Annotated in this window: 15 protein-coding genes; 2 read left to right on the top strand and 13 right to left on the bottom strand. The window is 71.0% G+C overall.

Going from position 1 to position 19733, the window contains the following annotated elements; all coding sequences use genetic code 11:
* Positions 1 to 543: 543 nt before the first annotated feature.
* From pdeM to AC1G9L_RS15410, 4 genes are read right to left on the bottom strand one after another with little or no spacing between them, the layout of a single operon-like run.
* A complete protein-coding gene (gene pdeM / locus AC1G9L_RS15425; protein WP_481069438.1) occupies positions 544 to 1194 on the bottom strand; it encodes a ligase-associated DNA damage response endonuclease PdeM in 651 nt (216 codons plus the stop codon).
* The gene (locus tag AC1G9L_RS15420) at positions 1184 to 3730 is read right to left on the bottom strand and encodes a ligase-associated DNA damage response DEXH box helicase (protein WP_481069437.1); all 2547 of its coding nucleotides are present in this window, start codon (positions 3728 to 3730) and stop codon (positions 1184 to 1186) included. Before AC1G9L_RS15420 ends, pdeM begins: the two co-directional genes overlap by 11 nt.
* Positions 3727 to 5319, bottom strand: a complete 1593-nt coding sequence (locus AC1G9L_RS15415; RefSeq protein ID WP_019801065.1) for an ATP-dependent DNA ligase — start codon at positions 5317 to 5319, stop codon at positions 3727 to 3729. The genes AC1G9L_RS15420 and AC1G9L_RS15415 overlap by 4 nt, the downstream gene beginning before the upstream one ends.
* Positions 5316 to 6320 carry a ligase-associated DNA damage response exonuclease gene (locus AC1G9L_RS15410; RefSeq protein ID WP_481069436.1) on the bottom strand — a complete coding sequence of 335 codons (1005 nt, stop codon included), beginning with the start codon at positions 6318 to 6320 and terminating at the stop codon, positions 5316 to 5318. Before AC1G9L_RS15410 ends, AC1G9L_RS15415 begins: the two co-directional genes overlap by 4 nt.
* A 96-nt stretch (positions 6321 to 6416) precedes the next feature.
* On the opposite strand from AC1G9L_RS15410, the gene AC1G9L_RS15405 reads away from it, so the two are divergent.
* A complete protein-coding gene (locus AC1G9L_RS15405; protein ID WP_481071153.1) occupies positions 6417 to 8072 on the top strand; it encodes an acyl-CoA dehydrogenase family protein in 1656 nt (551 codons plus the stop codon).
* A 1025-nt stretch (positions 8073 to 9097) separates the two neighbouring features.
* On the opposite strand, the gene AC1G9L_RS15400 is transcribed toward AC1G9L_RS15405, so the two are convergent.
* From AC1G9L_RS15400 to AC1G9L_RS15370, 7 genes are all read right to left on the bottom strand, one after another.
* Positions 9098 to 9460, bottom strand: a complete 363-nt coding sequence (locus AC1G9L_RS15400; RefSeq protein ID WP_010342294.1) for a hypothetical protein — start codon at positions 9458 to 9460, stop codon at positions 9098 to 9100.
* Positions 9457 to 10002, bottom strand: a complete 546-nt coding sequence (locus AC1G9L_RS15395; RefSeq protein ID WP_010342295.1) for a bactofilin family protein — start codon at positions 10000 to 10002, stop codon at positions 9457 to 9459. Before AC1G9L_RS15395 ends, AC1G9L_RS15400 begins: the two co-directional genes overlap by 4 nt.
* A 104-nt stretch (positions 10003 to 10106) precedes the next feature.
* Positions 10107 to 11816 carry a sensor domain-containing diguanylate cyclase gene (locus AC1G9L_RS15390; RefSeq protein WP_481069435.1) on the bottom strand — a complete coding sequence of 570 codons (1710 nt, stop codon included), beginning with the start codon at positions 11814 to 11816 and terminating at the stop codon, positions 10107 to 10109.
* Positions 11817 to 11945: 129 nt separating this feature from the next.
* Positions 11946 to 12299, bottom strand: coding sequence for a hypothetical protein (locus AC1G9L_RS15385; RefSeq protein ID WP_010342297.1), 354 nt, complete (start codon positions 12297 to 12299; stop codon positions 11946 to 11948).
* A 413-nt stretch (positions 12300 to 12712) separates the two neighbouring features.
* Positions 12713 to 12895 (bottom strand): hypothetical protein, encoded by a 183-nt coding sequence (locus tag AC1G9L_RS15380; protein WP_481069434.1) that lies wholly within the window; start codon positions 12893 to 12895, stop codon positions 12713 to 12715.
* Between the two features lie 7 nt (positions 12896 to 12902).
* Entirely contained in the window at positions 12903 to 13244 is a 342-nt protein-coding gene (locus AC1G9L_RS15375) for a hypothetical protein (protein WP_010342298.1), read from the bottom strand.
* Between the two features lie 122 nt (positions 13245 to 13366).
* Positions 13367 to 14542: an acetyl-CoA C-acyltransferase gene (locus tag AC1G9L_RS15370; RefSeq protein WP_019801371.1), complete on the bottom strand. Its 1176-nt coding sequence runs from the start codon at positions 14540 to 14542 to the stop codon at positions 13367 to 13369.
* 203 nt (positions 14543 to 14745) lie between these two features.
* On the opposite strand from AC1G9L_RS15370, the gene AC1G9L_RS15365 reads away from it, so the two are divergent.
* Positions 14746 to 17571 carry a S8 family serine peptidase gene (locus AC1G9L_RS15365; RefSeq protein ID WP_481069433.1) on the top strand — a complete coding sequence of 942 codons (2826 nt, stop codon included), beginning with the start codon at positions 14746 to 14748 and terminating at the stop codon, positions 17569 to 17571.
* A gap of 117 nt (positions 17572 to 17688) precedes the next feature.
* On the opposite strand, the gene AC1G9L_RS15360 is transcribed toward AC1G9L_RS15365, so the two are convergent.
* Both AC1G9L_RS15360 and AC1G9L_RS15355 read right to left on the bottom strand, forming a co-directional pair.
* The gene (locus AC1G9L_RS15360) at positions 17689 to 18789 is read right to left on the bottom strand and encodes a Glu/Leu/Phe/Val dehydrogenase dimerization domain-containing protein (protein WP_010342303.1); all 1101 of its coding nucleotides are present in this window, start codon (positions 18787 to 18789) and stop codon (positions 17689 to 17691) included.
* Between the two features lie 466 nt (positions 18790 to 19255).
* Positions 19256 to 19573: a YXWGXW repeat-containing protein gene (locus tag AC1G9L_RS15355; RefSeq protein WP_041500459.1), complete on the bottom strand. Its 318-nt coding sequence runs from the start codon at positions 19571 to 19573 to the stop codon at positions 19256 to 19258.
* Between the last annotated feature and the right edge of the window lie 160 nt (positions 19574 to 19733).

Raw genomic sequence — 19733 nt, 5'->3', positions numbered from 1 at the left:
GATCGCGGACGCGGTTGGACGCGAGCTTCGGTGATTCGTCGCGGCGACGGCGCGTGCAGAGCGCAACGCAGCGAGCACGGTCCGACGGCGATGGTGCCGTGGTGTCGTAGAGCGGCTTCAGCCGCGACCGGGCTTTATCGGGAAAGCCCGGTCGCGGCTGAAGCCGCTCCTACGATAGTTGGCAGGGCATCCGTGGTTCTGCGGTTGTTCTGTGTTTGCACTTGCAACACGGTCGTGCCGTGATTCGCCAATCTTGTGTGGGAGGGGCTTCAGCCCCGACACCCTTCAGTTGGTCGCGTCGGGACTGAAGTCCCTCCCGCACCAGGGCAGTGCATTTGTTGCTTTGATCACGGCCATGGGCTGCCCGGCGCGATACCTAAGCGTGGTTACCAACACTCGCGCGATGTTTGCGATTGCACTGTGGGAGGGGCTTCAGCCCCGACGCCTTTGAGTTGGACGCGTCGGGACTGAAGTCCCTCCCACAGCACGGCAGCGCACCGGCCAGGTCGGTTGCAGTCACGACCAGTTGCCACCGCGCCCGATCTACGCCGTCGCCACTGGAAGGGCGAAGGCCGCACCTTCGACGCAGGCGACCAGGCGCTCGCCCGGCGCCAGCACCGGGGCGACGCCGGCGGTGAAGTGCGAGAACGCCGGCAGCACGGTCATGCCATCGCGCAGCCAGAACGCCGGCCAGCGCGGGCGCAGGCCGGGCAGTTTGGCCAGCGGGTGCAAGTGTCCGCACAGCACATGGCGCTGCGCATCCGTCACCGGATCGTGGCGCAGCACGAACGGACCGTCCTCCACCTGCGCGCCGAGCAGGGCGATGTCGAGCCCGGCGCCGGCCAGGGCACGGTCGTGGTTGCCGGCGATCGCCGCCACGCGCAGCTGCGGATGCTGTGCGCGCCACGCATGCCATTGTCGTTGCCAGTCGGCATCGGGCGCGGCGCCGTGCAGCACGTCGCCGAGGATCCACAGTTCCGCCGCATCCTGTGCCTGCAGCAGGGCCGACAGCCGCGCCAGGTCGAGCGCGGTGCCGCCGCGCGGCAGGCCGATGCCGGCGCGGCGGAAGAGGTCGGCCTTGCCCAGGTGCAGGTCGGCGATCAGCAGCCGCCGCCGCGCCGGCCAGTACAGCGCGCGGTCGCCTAGCAGGCGCATCGGTTCGCCGGCCAGCAGCCAGTCCAGTTCAGCGCGCATGGCGTTGCTCCAGTTGCGCCGCCGCGCGCATCACCCGCGCCTTCCAGTCCTCGGTGCTGAGCTGGCCGCGGATACTTTCGGCCCACAGCGGGAACGCCAGCGGGGTGAGGCTGCGCGGACTGTGCAGCGCCAGCTCGCGCGCGGCGCAATCGTCCAGGGTGGCGGCCAGCCGGGTCAGTTCCATCTGGCCCTGCAACACCTCGCGCTCGGCCTGCGCCAATAGCAGGTGCTCGGCATCGAAGCGGCTCAGCACGTCGTACAGCAGGCCGCTGGAGGCCTGCAATTGGCGCAGGCTGCGCGGCAGGCGGCCGGGCAGGCTCGGCGGCAGCAGGCCGGCGACGCGGGCGATCTCGCGGAACTGGCGGCGCGCCAGTTCGCCCAGGTTGAGGCTCTCGCGCAGATCCTCGAACAACTGCGCCGGACTCAGCAGTTCGCGCAGCAGTGCCGCGTCGATCGGCGCGTCCTCCGCCGGCGACAGCACGAAGCCATAGTCGTTGGCGGCGAAGCTGAAGGTATTGCGCTGCCGTCGGCCCCAGCGCAGCGCCAGCAACGCGGCCAGGCCTTCGTGCACCTGGCGGCCGGCGAACGGATACACGAACAGGTGCTGGCCGTCGCGGGCGCGCACGCGCTCGGCCAGCAGCCGCTGCGGCGCGGGCAGGTCCGACAGCGCGCGCTGCAGGCCGAGCAGCGGCGCCAGCGTGCGCAGTTCGGCCTCGCCGCGCGGATCGGCGAACACCGCCTCCACCTCGCGGCCCAGTTCCGAAGACAGCGGCATGCGCCCGCCCATCCATTTGGGCACACTGCCGTCGCCGCCCTTGGCCAGGCGCACGTAGGCGGTCATGTCCTCCAGTCGCACCAGTTCCAGCAGGCGCCCGGCGAACTGGAAGCGGTCGCCGCGGCGCAGGCGGCCGACGAACTGCTCCTCCACCGCGCCGAGCCGGCCGCCGCGCAGGAAGCGCACCGCGACGCTGCCGTCGCTGGTGATGGTGCCGATCGACAGGCGATGGCGCAGGGCGATGCGACGGTCGTGCACGCGGTACCGGCCGTCGGCGTCCAGCACCACCTTGCGGTAGTCCGGATACTGCGCCAGCGCGCGCCCGCCCTGCACGACGAACTCCAGCACGGCCTGCCAGGTCGGTGCGTCCAGCGTGGCGAAGGCGGCGGTGCCGCGCACTTCGGCATACAGCGCATCTGCATCGAAGCCGCCGCCCAGCGCGCAGGTGATGCAGTGCTGCGCCAGCACGTCCAGCGACAGCCGTGGCGACGGCCGCGATTCGATGCGGCCATGGGCGATGGCGCGGCGCGCCGCGGCGTATTCGACCAGTTCCAGCGCGTGCGAGGGCACGCACAGCACGTGGCCGGCCTCGCCGGGGCGGTGCTTGGCGCGGCCGGCGCGCTGCAGCAGCCGCGCCACGCCCTTGGGGCTGCCGACCTGCAGCACCTGGTCGACCGCGGGGAAGTCCACGCCCAGGTCCAGGCTCGAGGTTGCCACCACGCAGCGCAGGCTGCCGTCGCGCAGGCCCTGCTCGGCGGCACTGCGCAGGGCGGGATCCAGCGAGCCGTGGTGCAGCGCCAGCGTATGCGCCTCTTCCGGCCACACCGAGGTCAGCGCCTGGTGCCACAGCTCGGCCTGCGCGCGGGTGTTGGTGAACAACAGGCTGGTGCGCACCGCGAAAAGCTTTTCGAGCACCCGCGGCAACTGCGCCAGGCCCAGGTGGCCGGCCCAGGGAAAGCGTTCGCCGACCGCCGGCGCCAGCGTCTCCAGGGTCAGTGTGCGCGGCTTGACCCCGGCCACGATCGGCGCCTGCGGCAGGTGCGGCAGCAGCACGTCGCGCGCCTCGTCGAGGTTGCCGAGCGTGGCCGACAGGCCCCAGGTGCGCAGCGCCGGCGCCCAGCCGCGCAGCCGCGCCAGGCACAGCTGCAGCAGCACGCCGCGCTTGTTGCCGAGCAGTTCGTGCCACTCGTCGACAATCACGCAGCGCAGCGTCGCCAGTTGCGGTGCGGTATCGGGATAGGACAGCAGCAGCGCCAGCGATTCCGGCGTGGTCACCAGTACGTCGAGCTTGCCGCTGCGCGCCAGGCGCTTGTCGCGCGCGCTGGCATCGCCGGTGCGCAGGCCGATCTGCCAGTCCAGGCCCAACGCCTGCGCCGGTTCGCGCAGCGCACGCACGGTGTCGGCGGCAAGCGCGCGCAACGGCGTGATCCACAGCACCTTGAGGTCGCGCTGCGCCTGCCGGCGCGTGCGCGGCGGCGAGGCGGTCTTGGCAGTCGCGCTGGCGCCGTCGCCGCGGGCGGGCTTCTGTTTGGCGGCGGCCGCCTGCGCCGCGGCCTGCGCACGCAGGCCCTCCAACAACGGGCCGCCGAATGCGGCCAGGGTCTTGCCGCTGCCGGTGGGCGTGTGCAGCAGCCCCGAGCCGCCGTCCAGGTAATGTCCCCACAACGCGCGCTGGAACGGCAGTGGTTGCCAGCCCTGCTGCGCGAACCAGGCGTACAGCGGCGCATCGGCCGGGCGCCGCCGCGCCGCCGATCCGCTCATCGCGCCAGCGCCTGCAGCGTGCTCAAGCGGTCGGCCTCGGCGAACGGCTTGTCGTGTCGCCAGCGCAGGATGCGCGGGAAGCGCACGGCGATGCCGGACTTGTGCCGGCTGCTGCGATTCACCGCCTCGAAGCCGAGCTCGAACACGTGATACGGCGTCACCGCACGCACCGGGCCGAAGCGCTCGGTGGTGTGTGCACGGATCCAGCGGTCCAGCGCCAGGATCTCGCTGTCGTCCAGGCCGGAGTACGCCTTGGCCACCGGCACCAGTTGCTCGCCATCCCACAGGCCGAAGGTGTAGTCGGTGTACAGCGTGCTGCGCCGGCCGTGGCCGGCCTGCGCATACAGCAGCACCGCGTCGATGGTCAGCGGCGCCACCTTCCATTTCCACCAATCGCCGCGACGGCGGCCGGACTGGTAGGGCGACGTCGCACGCTTGAGCATCAGCCCTTCCACACCGCGCACGCGCGCATCCTCGCGCAGCGTTGCCGCCTGCTCCCACGTCGTCGCCTGCACCTGCGGCGACAGGGTCAGGCGCGGATCGGCGTGCGCTTCCAGCAAGGCCTGCAGCTGCGCGCGGCGCTGCTGCAGCGGCTGCTCGCGCATGTCGTGGCCGTCCAGTTCCAGCAGGTCGTAGGCGAGCACGCGCGCCGGCGTATCGGCCAGGGTCTTGGCGCCGGGCTTGCGGCGCTGGATGCGGGTCTGCAGGGCGGTGAACGGCAGCGGCGCATCCTCGCCCCCGCGCCACGCCAGCAGTTCGCCGTCGATCACCGCATCGCGCGGCAGCGTCGCCGCGGCGGCTTCGATTTCCGGGAAGCGCCCGTCCAGGCGTTCCTCGCCACGCGACCACAGCGCCACCTCGCCGTCGCGGCGGATCAGTTGCAGGCGGATGCCGTCCCACTTCCATTCCAGCAGCCAGTCGTCGAGGGCGCCGAGCGTGGCGGCCTCGGCTTCCAGCGGCGAGGCGAGGAAGAACGGGTAGGGCTGCTGGCGGTCGCTGGCCAGCACCTCGTCGGACAGCAGTTGCTCCAGCGCCTGCGGCGTCGGCGACCAGGCGCCGAGCATGCGCTGGGCGATGCGCGCGATGTCGATCCCCGACATCGCCGCAAGCGCCTGCTGCACCAGCCGCTGCGACACGCCCACGCGCAACGCGCCGGTCAGCAGCTTGTTGAACAACAGTCGTTCGTCGAAGGCCAGGCTGCGCCAACCCGCCACCACCGCGGCGCGGCGCGCGGCGTCGTCCTGTGCGGCCACCGGCAGCAGGCGCTCCTCGATCCAGTCGCGCAGCGGTGCCGGGTCCGGGGTTTCCGCCGGATCGTCGAGCAGCAGGGTCAGGGTTTCCGCCAGATCGCCGACGTGGTCGTAGCTGTCGTCCACCAGCCAGCCGGGCAGGCCGCTTTCCTGTGCGATCCACTCGCGCAGTTCGCGGGTGTTGGCGATACGCCGCAGTTTGCCGCCGCTGAGCAGCCAGATCGCCCAGGCCGCGTCGGCGGGTGGCGCCTGCTCGAAGTACGCCACCAGCGCGGCGCGCTTGTCCAGCGTCGCGGTGCTCTGGTCCAGTTGCCGATACAGCGCAGCGAAGCGTTTCATTCCTCGCCACCGTAGTCGGTGCGGAAGGCCTCGGCGGCGACGCCGCGTTCGTTGAGCGCGCGGATGATCGCGTCGGTGTTGCCGTGGGTCGCAATCACGCGCCGCGCGCCGGTCTCGTCGATGGTGCGCAGCAGGTCGGGCCAGTCCGCATGGTCGGAGACCACGAAGCCGCGGTCGTAGTTGCGCCGGCGGCGATTGCCGCGCAGCCGCATCCAGCCCGAGGCGAAGCCGAGCTGCGCGTGGCGGAAGCGGCGCAGCCACGGGCTGCCGGCGGCCGAGGGCGGCGCCAGCACCAGCTGCCCGGCGTAGTCGGCGCGCTTGTCCAGTTCGGACACCGTCAGCGTGTCCAGCATCGCCACGCCGGCCTCGCGGTACACCGCCACGCCGGCCGCCACCGCGCCGTGCAGCAGCGCCGGCTGGTCGTCCCAGGGCTGCAGTTCGGCGAGCACGCGCTGCGCCTTGCCCAGCGCGTAGCAGAACAGCACCGCGGCTTCGCCGCGCGCGCCACACTCGCGGCGCCAGGCGACGATCTCGCGCGCCACCTCGCTGGTGTCCGGCCAGCGGTACACCGGCAGGGCGAAGGTGGCCTCGGTGATGAAGGTGTCGCAGCGCACCACCTCGAACGGCGCGCAGGTCGGATCGGGTTGGCGCTTGTAGTCGCCCGAGGCGACCCAGACCTCGCCATCCACTTCGATGCGTACCTGCGCCGAGCCGAGCACATGCCCGGCCGGATGCAGCGACACCTGCGCGCGGCCGAGCGTGAAGCGGGTGCCGTAGTCGTAGGCGCGATAGGCCTGCTCGCCCAGGCGCCAGCGCAGGATCGGCAGGCCGGCGGCGGCGCAGTGGTATTCGCCCATGCCCGAGCGCGCGTGGTCGCCGTGGCCGTGGGTGATGACCGCGCGCGGCACCGGCCGCCAGGGATCGATATGGAAGTCGCCGGCGGGGCAGTACAGCCCTTCCGGGCGCAGCACCACCAGGTCCTGGGAAGCGGCATTCGGCATGGGCGCCACTGTGTCCAAGCCGGTGTGCAGGAGATGAGAATCCGCCACGCGCGTTCGCGGCCGCGCGACGGATCGGCCACAATGCGTGCAGCGCTTCTGGGAGGGAGATGCATGCACACGGACCTGCCGGCGTTCGCCACGCATACGGTCGACAACCAGCCGCCACCGTTCGAACCGCGCGATCTGTGGGCCGACGATGCGGTGCTGCGTGAGGCCTGCGCACGCGAGGGCGCAAACGGCTTCGCCGCGACGCTGGCGCAGTACGGCGTGCTGGCCGGCGATGCGCTGTATCGGCTCGGCTTCGACGCCAACCGCGACCGACCGCGGCTGCGCACGCACGATCGCTACGGCCACCGCATCGACACGGTCGAGTTCCACCCGGCCTATCACCAGTTGCTGGATGCGGCCAAGCGGCATGGCGTAGCCGGACTGTCCTGGCACGCCCCGCAGCCGGGCGCGCATGTGGCGCGCGCGGCGCTGAGCTACCTGCACCACCAGGCCGAGGCCGGCACCAGTTGCCCGCTGACCATGACCCACGCCGCGGTCGCGGTGCTGCGCCAGGAGCCGGCCTTGCGCGAATGGGCCGACAAGGCCGCCGCGCCGCACTACGACCCGCGCGATGTGCCGATCGCCGACAAGGCCGGCATCACCCTGGGCATGGGCATGACCGAGAAGCAGGGCGGATCGGACGTGCGCCGCAACGCCACCGTCGCCACGCCGCTGGACGGCGCCGGCGCGTACAGCCTGGTCGGGCACAAGTGGTTCTTCTCCGCGCCGATGTCCGACGGCTTCCTGGTGCTGGCGCAGGCGCCGGGCGGCCTGACCTGCTTCCTGCTGCCGCGGCGCCTGCCCGATGGGCAGCTCAACGCGCTGCGGCTGATGCGGCTGAAGGACAAGCTGGGCGACTGGTCCAACGCGTCCAGCGAAGTCGAGTTCGCCGGGGCCTGGGCGCAGCGGGTCGGCGAGGAAGGGCGCGGGGTGGCGCGGATCATCGGCATGGTGATGCTGACCCGGCTCGACTGCATGCTCGCCGCCGCCGCGCAGATGCGCATGGCGCTGGCGCAGGCGCTGCACCATGCGCGGCATCGCGTCGCCTTCGGCAAGCGATTGGTCGAGCAGCCGCTGATGCGCAACGTGCTCGCCGATCTGGCCCTGGAATCGGAAGCCGCCACCGCGTTCGCGCTGCGCGTGGCGCGCGCAGTGGACGCGGCCGACACCGACGCCTCGGAGGCGGCGTTCGCGCGCATCGCCACCGCGCTGGGCAAGTACTGGCTGTGCAGGCGCGCGCCGGCCTTCGTCAACGAGGCGCAGGAATGCCTGGGCGGCGCCGGTTACGTGGAGGAGTCGATCCTGCCGCGGCTGTACCGGCAGGCGCCGCTGAATTCGATCTGGGAGGGCAGCGGCAACATCCAGTGCCTGGACGTGCTGCGTGCGCTGGTGCGCGAGCCGGCCACCGGCGCCGCGGTGCTGGCGGAACTGCAGACGGCGGCCGGCAGCGACCCCGCGTACGACGCGGCGCTGGACGCACTGCGCGCGCCGCTGGCCTGCCACGCCGAAGTGGACGAGTACGGCGCAAGGCGCCTGGCCGAACGTATCGCGCTGGCCTTGCAGGCCGCACTCCTGCTGCGCAGCGCCAGCCCAGCTGCCACTGCGTTCGTGCGCAGCCGCCTGGCCGGCGCGCACGGCCTGGCGTTCGGCACGCTGGAGCCGGGTGTGCCGGTCGAGGAACTGCTGGTGCGGGCGTTGCCGTAGGCGCGCGGCATGGCAGCCCAGCGTGCCCTCGGCGTGTGGAAAGCGGGCTAGCCGGCACTTCCTTCTCCCTTCGGGAGAAGGTGCCCCGCAGGGGCGGACGCGGGTGCGGCAGCCCGCGCAGTCGAGCAGCAAGTGCAGCGATCACCGGCGTGGCGTGGCCGTACCCTCACCCCAACCCCTCTCCCGATGGGAGAGCGGCTAGGCCGCTGCACCGAGAGCGTGGAACACGGTGGCCCATCGCGCTTTCGTCGGGTGGAAGCGGGCTAGCCGGCACTTCCTTCTCCCTCCGGGAGAAGGTGCCCCGAAGCGGCGGATGAGGGTGCGACAGCCAGCGCAGTCGGGCAGCAAGTGCAGCGATCACCGGCGTGGCGTGGCCGTACCCTCACCCCAACCCCTCTCCCGAAGGGAGAGGGGCTAGGCCGCTGCACCGAGAGCGTGGAACACGGCGGCCCATCGCGCTTTCGTCGGGTGGAAGCGGGCTAGCCGGCACTTCCTTCTCCCTCCGGGAGAAGGTGCCCCGAAGGGGCGGATGAGGGTGCGACAGCCAACGCAGTCCGGCAGCAAGTGGAGCGATCACCGGCGTGGCGTGGCCGTACCCTCACCCCAACCCCTCTCCCGAAGGGAGAGGGGCTAGGCCGCTGCGCCGCGGGCGTGCAGCACGGCGGCCCATCGCGCTTTCGTCGGGTGGAAGCGGGCTAGCCTGCACCTCCTTCTCCCTTCGGGAGAAGGTGCCCCGAAGGGGCGGATGAGGGTACGGCCGCCAGCGCAGTCGGGCAGCAAGTGCAGCGATCATCGGCGTCGCGCGACCGTACCCTCACCCCAACCCCTCTCCCGACGGGAGAGGGGCTAGGCTCTTGCGAATCCCGAATCCCGAATCCCGAATCCCGAATCCCCAATCCCCAATCCCCAATCCCCAATCCCCAATCCCCAATCCCCAATCCCCAATCCCCAATCCCCAATCCCCAATCCCCAATCCCCAATCCCCAATCCCCAATCCCCAATCCCCAATCCCAGCGCCACAGGCGCTAGTGCCTCCCGCGCTTCCCACCCCGCACCGGCGTCGCCTCCACCGACAGCGTGAAGCTGCGTTCCTCGCCGTCGAGCATGGCGCCGACGCCGACCAGTTGGCGCTTGATTTCCTCGCCGCGGCCGTTGCGAATGCTGACCAACACGGTGTATTCCCACGCGCTGCCGTCGTCCGGGTGGCGGATGCTGCCCTCCACCCGCAGCGGCACCAGCGCCGACGGCGCCGACTGCTGCAGCACCGCCGAATCGAAGCGCAGATGGTGCTTGCACGCCGGGCAGACGCTGGCGCTTTCGAGGATGGTGGCCTTGCAGTGCGGGCAGGTCCGGGTTGCCCCCGGACTGCCGGGACGCGGGCTGCTCATGCGCCGGCGTCGGACTCCGCGGGCTTGCCGCCCTTGCGGGCATGCTTGTCGTCGTCCCAGCCGAAGTCGGCCTGGCCGCGCATGCGCGAGCCGGCGGCCACGGTCAGTGAGCCGGCTTTGACGTCGCCGATCAGTGCGCCGGAGGCGAGCAGTTCCACCCGCGAGGCGGATTCGATGTTGCCCTCCAGCTCGCCGGCGATGACCACCTTGTCGGCGCGCACGCCGCCGCTGAGCTTGGCGCCGGTCTCGATGGTGAGGTCGCCCTGCACGTTGACGTCGCCCTTGAACTTGCCGGCGATGCGGATGTGCCCGGTGCCCTCGATCTTGCCCTCGATGCTGATGTCGGCGGCGATCAGCGATTCCTTCGCGGCGGGTGCCGGCGCAGGGGCGCGGGCGGCAGGGGCGGCGGCCGCGACCGCGGCGAGCGGTTCGCCCTGGGCGGCATCGCCCGGCGGGCGCGGCTCCGGCGGCAACGCGCCGTTACCGGGAACGGGCGGCAGGCCATCCTTGCGCGCGGGACCCTGGTCTTTCCAGATGGACATGGGCTGTCGTCTCCAGTCGGGGGAAGCGCGACTATCGCCGCTCTATCGCGTCGGTTTTGTGACGCTTTCTTCAAAACGGCGGCCCGACCGCGACCGCCGCCGGTTCAGCCCATGCCGTCCAGCGCCGGGTCGTAGGCCTGTACCTGGTTGCGGCCGCAGCGCTTGGCCCGGTATAGCGCCGCATCGGCCTTGCGCAGCAGGGTGGTGGCGACCACGCCATCGCGCGCATAGCTGGCCACGCCGATCGACATGGTCACCGCCGGCAGCGCCTTGCCGTCCACGGTTGCGCTCAATTGCTGGGCGGCGCTGCGGATCTGTTCGGCGATGGCCTGCGCCTGTTCCGGCCCGGTCTCCGGCAGGATCACCGTGAACTCCTCGCCGCCGTAGCGGCAGGCGATGTCCTCGCCGCGCAGCCGCGTCGACAGCATCTGCCCGACCGCGGCCAGCAGGGCGTCGCCGCCGCCGTGGCCGTGCAGGTCGTTGAACTGTTTGAAGTGGTCCACGTCCAGCATCAGCAGCGACAGCGGCATCTGCCGGCGTCCGCAGCGGGCCAGTTCGTGGTTGAGCGATTCTTCCAGGTAGCGCCGGTTGAACAGGCCGGTGAGCGGGTCGCGGATCGACTGCAGGCGCAGCGACTCGCGCAGCCGCAGGTTGCTCAACGCCAGCGACAACTGCTCGGCGGCGGCCTCGGCGATGGCGATGCGCGGCAGCGGACCGGTGCCGCGCCCGGCCAGGAACACGAAGCCCAATTGCGTGCCCTGCGCGGACAGCGGAATGCAGGCGGTGCTGGCGCCGGCGGCGTAGGGATCCTCGCGCAGATGCGCGCAGGCCGAATCGTGGCCCTGTGCGTGCACGAAATGGCTCTTGTCGCGACGCAAGGCCCAGCAGTCCTGCGGCGCCACAGCAGGCTCGCTGCCAACCGGCGGCTCGCCCCAACTGACGATCTCCTCGGCGCGGTCGCGCGAGGCGCGCAGCAGGTAAACGCTGCCGCCGGTGTCGGGCATCAGTGCGGCGAGCAGGCGTGCGGTCACGGTCAGTGCCTCGGCCGGCTCCACGCAACTCTGCAGCAGGCCGGTATAGCGGCTGAGCGCGTTGAGGTCGGCACTTGTGCGCTCCAGCTCGGTGATGCTGGCTTCCATTTTCTCGTTGGCGACCGAGGCGGCCTGTTCGGCGTTGCTGCGGTTGCGCAGTTCGCGGAACAGCAGCGCGTAGACCACGCCGACGCTGCCCAGGCCGAACGGAATGCCGGCCAGGGCCAGCGCCAGCAGCATGTCCGAACTGCGCTGGTTGGACAGGTCGCGGCGCTGCAGCAATTGCTGCTCCACGTCGATCATCTGCTGCACCTGATCGCGGATCGCGCTGGAACTCTGATACACGCTCGGCGCCATCGCCCGCTGCAAGGCTTCCAGGCCGTCGCGCTGGTATACCGCCAGCATCTGCCGCATCTGCGTCAGGCGCGTGTTCATCAGTCGCTCCAGCGTCTGCACATTGGCGATCTGGACCGGATTGTCGGAGACCAGCTTGCGCAGTTGCGCCAGTTGCCGTGGCACGCGCTCGGCACTGTCGTAATAGAGGGTCAGGAAGGCTTGGTTGTTGGTCAGTTCGTAGCCACGCAGCGAGGACTCGGTCATCAGCAAGGTGGCTTGCACCTCGTCGATGTTGCGCAGGACTTCATGGGTGTGGGCGACGCGTTCGGCATCGGAGATCGAGCGCTGCGCGCCTGAGAAGACACCGAAGCCGATCAGCACGAAAACCGCAGCGGAGAACAGGAGGGCTAGGCGGGTCCTGGCCCGCACGCGAAGAAGGATCGGCATCGCAAAAGTCTACTGTGACGGCGCAAACGCCTTGGACCGGCGTCACAAAAAAAGACCTCCTCTACCGGTGCGCCGCGGCACGCGCCGCGCCGCAGCTGCCGCCCCCGCACAGGCGGGGGCGGCGGTGACTCAGCGGTGCTCGCGGTCGCCGTTGTGCGGATCTTCGTTGGCGTTCTCGCGGGCCTTGTCGGCAACCTTCTGCGCGGCCTGGGCGGTGGCCTCGCTGGCATCTGCCGCCATTTCCTTGGCCGCGGCCGAGGCATCCTGCACCGCATCGGAGTTGGCGGCGCGGTGCGCGGCGTCGCGTGCGTCGGCGGCCACTTCGCGCCCGGCCTGCGCGACCTGGCCCGCGGCCTCCTTGGCGGCCTCGCCGGTCTGCTCGGCGGCGACCTTGGCGTCGCGTTGCGCCTGCTGCGATTCGGGACCCTGGCAGCCGGCCAGTGCGAGGGCGCCCAGCAGGGCAACGATCGGGGTCTTGTTCATGCGGCTTCTCCGTCCACGGGTGGGTGACGCGGCGCAGCCTAGGCGGGCGCGCATGCAGCCTGCGTCAAGGCGGGGCCGTGGCGCTGGACAGTGTTCAGGAAGGCGCTGCCGCTGGTGGGGGAGGTGCTGCGGGTGCGGAGTCAGCCACGGCGATGCGCGCCCTAGCAGTCGTATGCCGACGATGCGTGCAATGCAGATGCCCGGCGTTCGCGCGTACATGCCCGCCCTTGCGCGGCGCATGGCGGCAGTGCCCATCGACCACGTCGCTCGCCATTGGCGTCCAGCAGGTCGCGTGGCCGTAGCCGGCGGTGCGGCGCGTGGGTGCGGGTCATGCGTACAGCGCGCACGCGCACAACGCGATGGCGACGCAATGGCACCGAAAATCCTGCGGGACGCGTGTTCGCGAGGCGACGTCAGCGGCGGAAGACGGTGCGGCATTCGCGCGAGGCGAACATGCGTGCGTCGTTGCACTCGCCGCCCTTCGTGACACGCTGTGCCGGCACGCTGGTGGCGCCGCTGCCGCGTTCCTCGGCAAATACCAGGCAAAGAAAAAGCCGCTGGCGGACCAGCGGCTCTTTCAGGACTGCAAAAAGCAAGAAGTGATTACTTCTTGGCTTCCTGAGCAGCGTCCTTCGCCTTGTCGGCGGTGTCTTCCGCAGCCTTGGCGGTGTCGGCAGCCTTGTCGGCAGCGGCATCGGTCGGGGCAGCGGCGGCAGCGGCCGAAGCGTCGGCAGCGGTGTTGGCGGCGGTCGCGGCGGTGTCGGCAGCGGCCTGAGCGGCGTCGGCGGTCTGGGCGCCGGCGGCAGCCGACTGGTCGGCAGCAGCCTGGGCGTCGGTGGCGGCTTCGTTAGCCGACTGCGCGGCGTCCTGGGCCTGCTCCTGCTTCGAGCACGCGGCCAGGGCCAGACCCAGGGCCATTGCGATCAGCAGCTTGTTGATGCTCATTGTGTCTATCCTCGTCGTTTAGTTAGGCAACGCGCGAATGCGCGCCCTCAACATGATGACAAGCCAAAGTCGGCTGTCAAGCGCACGCGCATTCATTTTTGTGTTTCAGGGGTTAATTCCAATCAAATCAATTCGATGGCGATGGCCGTCGCTTCACCGCCACCGATGCACAGCGTCGCGATTCCGCGGCGGCCGCCACGGCTGCGCAACGCATTTAGCAATGTCACCAGCAGGCGCGCGCCGGAGGCGCCGATCGGATGGCCGAGCGCGCAGGCGCCGCCGTGCACGTTGACCTTGGCGTGGTCCAGGCCCAGTTCCTTGATCGGCACCATCGCCACCACGGCGAAGGCTTCGTTGATTTCGAACAGGTCGACCTGGTCCAGGCTCCAGCCGACCTGGTCGAGCAGCTTGCGGATCGCGCCCACCGGTGCGGTGGTGAACCACTCCGGCGCCTGCGAAAAGGTCGCGTGGCCGACGATCCGCGCCAGCGGCGCGACGCCACGGCGTGCGGCCTCGTCGGCGCCCAGCAGCACCAGTGCGGCGGCACCGTCGGAGATGCTCGAGGAACTGGCCGCGGTGACCGTGCCGTCCTTCTTGAACGCCGGCTTCAGCGCCGGGATCTTGGTCACGTCGGACTTGCCCGGCTGCTCGTCGCTGTCGACCTGCACCTCGCCCTTGCGGGTGGCCACGGCGACCGCAACGATCTCGTCGGCGAAGGCGCCATCGCGCTGTGCGGCCTGCGCGCGCGTCACCGATTCGATCGCGAACGCGTCCTGGTCCTGGCGGCTGAAGCCGAACTTCTCCGCGGTGGCCTCGCCGAACACGCCCATCGCCTGGCCGTCGTCGGGATTGGTCAGGCCGTCCCACGCCATGTGGTCGACCGCCTGGAAGTTGCCGTAGCGGTTGCCGGTGCGCGAGTTGGGCAGCAGGTGCGGCGCGTTGCTCATCGATTCCATGCCCCCGGCGACGACGATGCTGGCCGAGCCGGCCTTGATCAGGTCGTGGCCCAGCATCACCGCCTTCATGCCCGAGCCGCAGACCTTGTTGATGGTGGTGGCGCCGGTGGCGTCGGGCACGCCGGCCGCGCGCGCGGCCTGGCGCGCCGGAGCCTGGCCGAGGTTGGCCGGCAGCACACAGCCCATGATGACTTCGGAAACGTCGGCGGCGGGGATGCCGGACTGCTCCAGCGCGGCGCGGATGGCCGCGGCGCCCAGCGTCGGCGTGGGCACGCCGTTGAACTGGCCCAGGAACGCGCCGATGGCGGTGCGCTTGGCCGCGGCGATGACGATCTCGGTCATGGCAAACCCTTACGAAAGTGGTGTTCCGATTATCTGCCGCGGCGCGGGTTCTGCCAAATCGCAGGGACCCGGGGCGGCCGTCCCGTGGGCGATGTTTCGGTGTAGATTGGCGTGGGTGATCGCCGTCGCCGACGGCCGATGAATGGGAATGGCACCGGACGGTGCGGCAGATCAAGGGAGAGGGGAACGACATGCGGGCATTGATGACACGGTCGCTGCTGGCAGCCGCGGTGGCGGTTGCGCTGACCTCGTGCGGTGGCGGCGGCGGCGGTGGCGGCAATCTGGTCCACGGCAGCCCGCCGCCCACCTCGCCGCCACCGACCTCGCCGCCGCCGCCCCCACCGCCGCCGCCGACGTCGCCTCCCCCGACTTCGCCGCCGCCGCCCCAGCCGGCGTTCGACGCGCACCTGACCCTGACCAATACGCTGGCCGCGCACAACGCCGGCTACGACGGCAGCGGTTACCGCATCGGCGTGGTCGATACCGGCGTCAACCGCAACCATCCGGCGCTGGCCGGACGGGTGGTGTCGAACCTGATCTACGTCGATCCGAGCCAGAACAACACCAAGGTCGACGATGTCGACGGCCACGGCACCACCGTGGCGCAGCTGGCGGCGGGCAAGTCGGTCGGGCAGTGGCCGGGCGGCATCGCGCCGGGCGCGCAGATCGTGTCCGCGCGCATCATCTCCGACACGCCGCCCAAGGACGACGGCAGCGGCAGCGGCAACCAGGTCAGTGGCGGCCTGGGCCTGACCCAGGTGCACCAGGACCTGATCAATGCCGGGGTCAAGGTGATGAACAACTCCTGGGGCGGCATCTACTGGACCGACCTGAATTCGACCAACGCCATCGCCGACGAGTACCGCCCGTTCGTGCTCGGCAACGGCGGCCTGGTGGTGTTCGCCGCCGGCAACGAATCCAAGGCCACGCCCTCGGACATCGCCTCGCTGCCCAGCAAGGCCGGCCCCAATGGCACGCTGCCTGCGGCGGACCTGGAGCGCGGCTGGCTGGTGGTGGCGGCCACCGATTCCACCACCGGCACACAGCTGGCCTCGTATTCCAACGCCTGCGGCGCGGCGATGCGCTACTGCCTGGTCGCGCCCGGCACCGAGGTGTTCGTCGATCCCAAGGCGACCACGTCCACCAGCAACCCCGACTACTACTACGGCAGCGGCACCTCGTACGCGGCGCCGCTGGTGTCCGGTGCGGCGGCGCTGGTCTGGCAGGCCTTCCCGTACTTCACCAACGACCTGGTCCGGCAGACCCTGCTCGGCACCGCCACCGACCTGGGCACGCCGGGCGTGGATGCGACCTTCGGCTACGGCCTGCTCAACGTCGGCAAGGCGGTGCAGGGACCGGGCCGATTCGACTGGGGCGACGTGACGGTGGGGTTCACCGGCAGCTCGACCTGGGCCAACGATATCGCCGGCAGCGGCGGCCTGATCAAGCAGGGCAGCGGCACGCTGACCCTGAGCGGCACGCAGAACACCTACAGCGGCGACACCCAGGTGCAGGGCGGCACGCTCAGCGCGGCCAGCCTCGGCAGTTCCAACGTGGCGATCAGCAACGGCGCGACCTTCATCGGCACCGGCGCGCTCGGCGGCAGCGTCGCCAATGCCGGCACCTTCCAGGTCGGCGCGGCCACCCTGAGCCTGAGCGGCAACTACGTGCAGAGCAGCAACGGCCGCCTGGCCCTGCTGGTCGGCGACAAGCTCTCGGTCGGCGGCAGCGCCGTGCTGCAGGGCGGTTCGCTGTACGTGCTGGGCAAGCGCGACTACGTGGTCAACAACACCGCGTACACGGTGCTGCAGGCCAATGGCGGGCTCACCGGCACCTTCGCCTCGGTGACCACGCCGTCGAACGTGTTCCTGACCTCGTCGCTGTCCTACGACGCCACCAGCGCCTCGATCACCGTGCAGTCGCTGAGCGTCACCGCTGCCGCGGCCAGCTTCGGCAACATCACCGCCGCCACGCTGGCCTCGGCGACGCGCGTGGATGCGGCGTTCGCGCAGCTCAACACGCAGTTGAGCCAGGCTCCGGCCACGGTCGACGGCGCCCTGCTCAAGGCGGCCGGCGCGGTGCAGCAGTCGCCCAGCGTGGCAGCGGCGTCGGCGACGCTGCGCAGCCTGTCCGGCGAGGCGCATGCCGCGGCCACCGCGATGACCTTCGACACCATGGACCTGCAGCGGCGCGCGCTGTCCAGCCGCTTCGACACGCTGGTCGACCAGCCGCGCGCGGTCGGCGCCTGGAGCCAGCGCCTGGGCGAGACCGGGCAGGGCAGCTTCGCCGGCAGCGCGTTCCAGCTCGATGGCTGGCTGATGGGCCAGGACCTGCGCCTGAGCGAACACGCGGTGGCGGGCTTCGCCTTCGGCGAAAGCCGCGCCAACGACGCCGGCGGCCTGGACCGCAGCCGCAACCGCCAGGTGCAGGGCCAGGCGTACCTTGGCGCGGTGGCCGGCGACGCCTACGCGCTGGCGCAACTGGGCACCGGCCAGTACCAGCGCGAGCTCGACCGCAGCCTGCTGCTCGGCGACGCTGTCGCCGACGCGTCCAGCCGCTATGCCGGTCGCTTCCTGTCTTCCAGCGTCGAGGTCGGCTATCGGCTCGGACGCGGCCCGACATGGCTGACGCCGTATGCCGGCGCCGACTACAGCCGCATCGACAGCGATGGCTTCCGCGAACAGGGTGGCGATGGCTTCGGATTGATGGCCGGTGCCGCCAGTTCCTCGCGCAGCCAGGCGCTGGCCGGCCTGCGTGGCGGCGTCGGCGGGCGCGGCTGGTCGCTGCAGGGCTACGCCGAGTGGCAGCAGACGCTGGCCGCGCAGGGCCTGGACCGGCAGGCCAGCTTCGTCGGCGTGAACGCCTGGGCGCCGCTGGTGGACCTGCAGCCGGCGCGTTCGGGTGGCCTGTTCGGCGCCAGCCTGCAGACCCGCTGGAACGGCGGGCTGCTGGGGCTGGGCTACGACCAGCGCTTCGGCCCGCGTGGCGACGACCGCGCGGTGTCGCTGCGCTATCGCCTGGGCTTCTGAGTCCGGGGACCCGGCCCGGCGCGTGCGGCGCCGGTGCGGGGTCGATCCGTCAAGCAGGGCCGGGACGTCCCGGCCCTGCGATCTGCGGTCCGCCTGCGGTGCAGGCGGTGCGCGGCGTCACTCGCCGCGCAGATGGCCCATCGAGCGCGGCGCGGTGCGGCCCAGCGGCAGCTTGAGCTTGCCGATCGCCTGCATGCGCGCCTCGGCAATGCGGTCGGCGGCCTGTTGCGGCGGAATGTTCTCGCGCTCGGACAGGTCGAAGATCTTGCCGAGGTTGTGGTACATGCTGCGGATCAGCCGCATCGCGCGTTCGCGGTTGTAACCGTCGATCTCCAGCGACACGTTCATCACGCCGCCGGCGTTGACCGCGTAGTCCGGCGCGTAGAGGATGCCGCGGCGGTGCAGTTCCTCGCCGACCGCGGGATTGGCCAACTGGTTGTTGGCGGTACCGCAGACGATCTTGACCTTGAGCCGCGGCAGCTTGGCCTCGTCGAGCGCGCTCTCCAGCGCGCACGGGGCCAGCACGTCGGCGGCAACGTCGTAGATGTCGTCCGGGTCCACCGCCTCGGCGCCGTACTCGGCCACCGCGCGTGCGACCAGCGCCGGATCCAGGTCGGTCACGTACAGCTTGGCGCCGCGTTCCTTGAGCAGCTTCACCAACTCCATGCCGATGTGGCCCAGGCCCTGCACGGCGATGCTGGTCTTGCCGATCTCCTCGTGGCCGAACTTGCGTTGCAGCGAGGCCATCAGCGCCTGCAGCGCGCCGTAGGCGGTGAACGGGGCCGGGTCGCCGGAGCCGCCATGCACCTGGTGCACGCCGGTGACGTACTCGGTCTCCAGGTAGATCTGCTCCATGTCGTTGACGTCGGTGCCGACGTCCTCGGCGGTGATGTAGCGGCCGCCCAGCGAATCGACGTAGCGGCCGAAGGCGCGGAACAGCGCTTCGGACTTGTCGCTCTTCGGGTCGCCGATGATCACCGCCTTGCCGCCGCCGATGTTGAGCCCGGCCAGCGCGTTCTTGTAGGTCATGGTGCGGCTGAGCCGCAGCGCGTCCTGCAGGGCGGACTCGGTGTTGGCGTAGGGGCGCATGCGCACGCCGCCCAGGGCGGGGCCGAGCACGGTGTTGTGGATGGCGATGATCGCCTGCAGTCCCACGTCGCGGTTGTGGCAGAAGACGACCTGTTCGTGGCCGGTGTTGGCTAGCGTTTCGAAAAGCATGGGGGCTCCGCTGGCGTTGCAGGTGTCGGGCACCATGGTCCAGGACCGTGCCTGGGGGTGGCGCAAAACAAAAACGCGACGGTTCCGGAACAGGCCCTGAGCGTCGCGATGGCGGCATTTTAAAGCAATTGCCGCGCGCCGGTGCGATGGCGTGGTGGCCGGGCTGTGCGGGCATCTCGCGGCGCTGTGCGACGCCACCGGCGGTGTGCGCGCGTTCGCCGAGGGGTGCGTGCGTGGCGGGAGAGGGCGGTTTTGGCGCGGGGCGCACAGGGGCGGGCGGCGCGATGTGGCCCGGGCCGGTCCTGCGGTCGCGGTGACCGACGCCGGTGCCGTGGGAGGGGGCGCACGTTGGCGCCATGGGCGGCAGTGGTTGTTGACGCCTTGCCGCGGCCCTGCATGCCGCGGCGGCGTCGTCCGCGATCGCCGCCTGCACGGCGATCGCGGGCCTCGTTTGGGGGAACTGGGACTAGTGACGTGCCCAATAGCCGGCGTGGAAGCGATAGGCGGGGCCGTAGTGCTCCCAGCGCGGGCCGACGTAGACGTAGCCCGGCCGTTCCACCACGTAGCGGCCGGCGACCCAGACGTGGCGGTGGCCGTTCCACCGCCAGTAGCCGGGCATCCACACGTAACCTGGCCGCACCACCACCCGTTCCACGATCGGCGGCGGTGGCGCGGTGCGGACCGACAGTTCCACCACTTCGCGCGCCTGCGCGGGCGCGGCGGCCATGCCGCCGGCGAGCGCGCCGCCGAGCAGGGTGGCCAGCAACAAGGGACGAGCGAACATGCGATGTCTCCGAAGGCATCGGCGGGGTGCCGACGCGGGAGGAAACGCCGCGACCGGCATGTGTGTTGACGCGCGGCCGCGGGCGTATTCATGCAGCGGATAGCCAGGCGCGACGTCGCGTACGCGGTTTGCCGCCCGCGTGCGGATGCTGCAGCGCAAC

Source organism: Xanthomonas sp. NCPPB 1132, assembly GCF_056629235.1.
This window is presented reverse-complemented; position numbering and strand designations above follow the sequence as displayed.

Coding starts and splice junctions, on each gene's coding strand:
- AC1G9L_RS15360 (WP_010342303.1), bottom strand. CDS start 18,789: ATGCTTTTCGAAACGCTAGCCAACACCGGCCACGAACAGGTCGTCTTC.
- AC1G9L_RS15400 (WP_010342294.1), bottom strand. CDS start 9,460: ATGAGCAGCCCGCGTCCCGGCAGTCCGGGGGCAACCCGGACCTGCCCG.
- AC1G9L_RS15415 (WP_019801065.1), bottom strand. CDS start 5,319: ATGAAACGCTTCGCTGCGCTGTATCGGCAACTGGACCAGAGCACCGCG.
- AC1G9L_RS15395 (WP_010342295.1), bottom strand. CDS start 10,002: ATGTCCATCTGGAAAGACCAGGGTCCCGCGCGCAAGGATGGCCTGCCG.
- AC1G9L_RS15365 (WP_481069433.1), top strand. CDS start 14,746: ATGACACGGTCGCTGCTGGCAGCCGCGGTGGCGGTTGCGCTGACCTCG.
- AC1G9L_RS15410 (WP_481069436.1), bottom strand. CDS start 6,320: ATGCCGAATGCCGCTTCCCAGGACCTGGTGGTGCTGCGCCCGGAAGGG.
- AC1G9L_RS15370 (WP_019801371.1), bottom strand. CDS start 14,542: ATGACCGAGATCGTCATCGCCGCGGCCAAGCGCACCGCCATCGGCGCG.
- pdeM (WP_481069438.1), bottom strand. CDS start 1,194: ATGCGCGCTGAACTGGACTGGCTGCTGGCCGGCGAACCGATGCGCCTG.
- AC1G9L_RS15355 (WP_041500459.1), bottom strand. CDS start 19,573: ATGTTCGCTCGTCCCTTGTTGCTGGCCACCCTGCTCGGCGGCGCGCTC.
- AC1G9L_RS15390 (WP_481069435.1), bottom strand. CDS start 11,816: ATGCCGATCCTTCTTCGCGTGCGGGCCAGGACCCGCCTAGCCCTCCTG.
- AC1G9L_RS15385 (WP_010342297.1), bottom strand. CDS start 12,299: ATGAACAAGACCCCGATCGTTGCCCTGCTGGGCGCCCTCGCACTGGCC.
- AC1G9L_RS15420 (WP_481069437.1), bottom strand. CDS start 3,730: ATGAGCGGATCGGCGGCGCGGCGGCGCCCGGCCGATGCGCCGCTGTAC.
- AC1G9L_RS15375 (WP_010342298.1), bottom strand. CDS start 13,244: ATGAGCATCAACAAGCTGCTGATCGCAATGGCCCTGGGTCTGGCCCTG.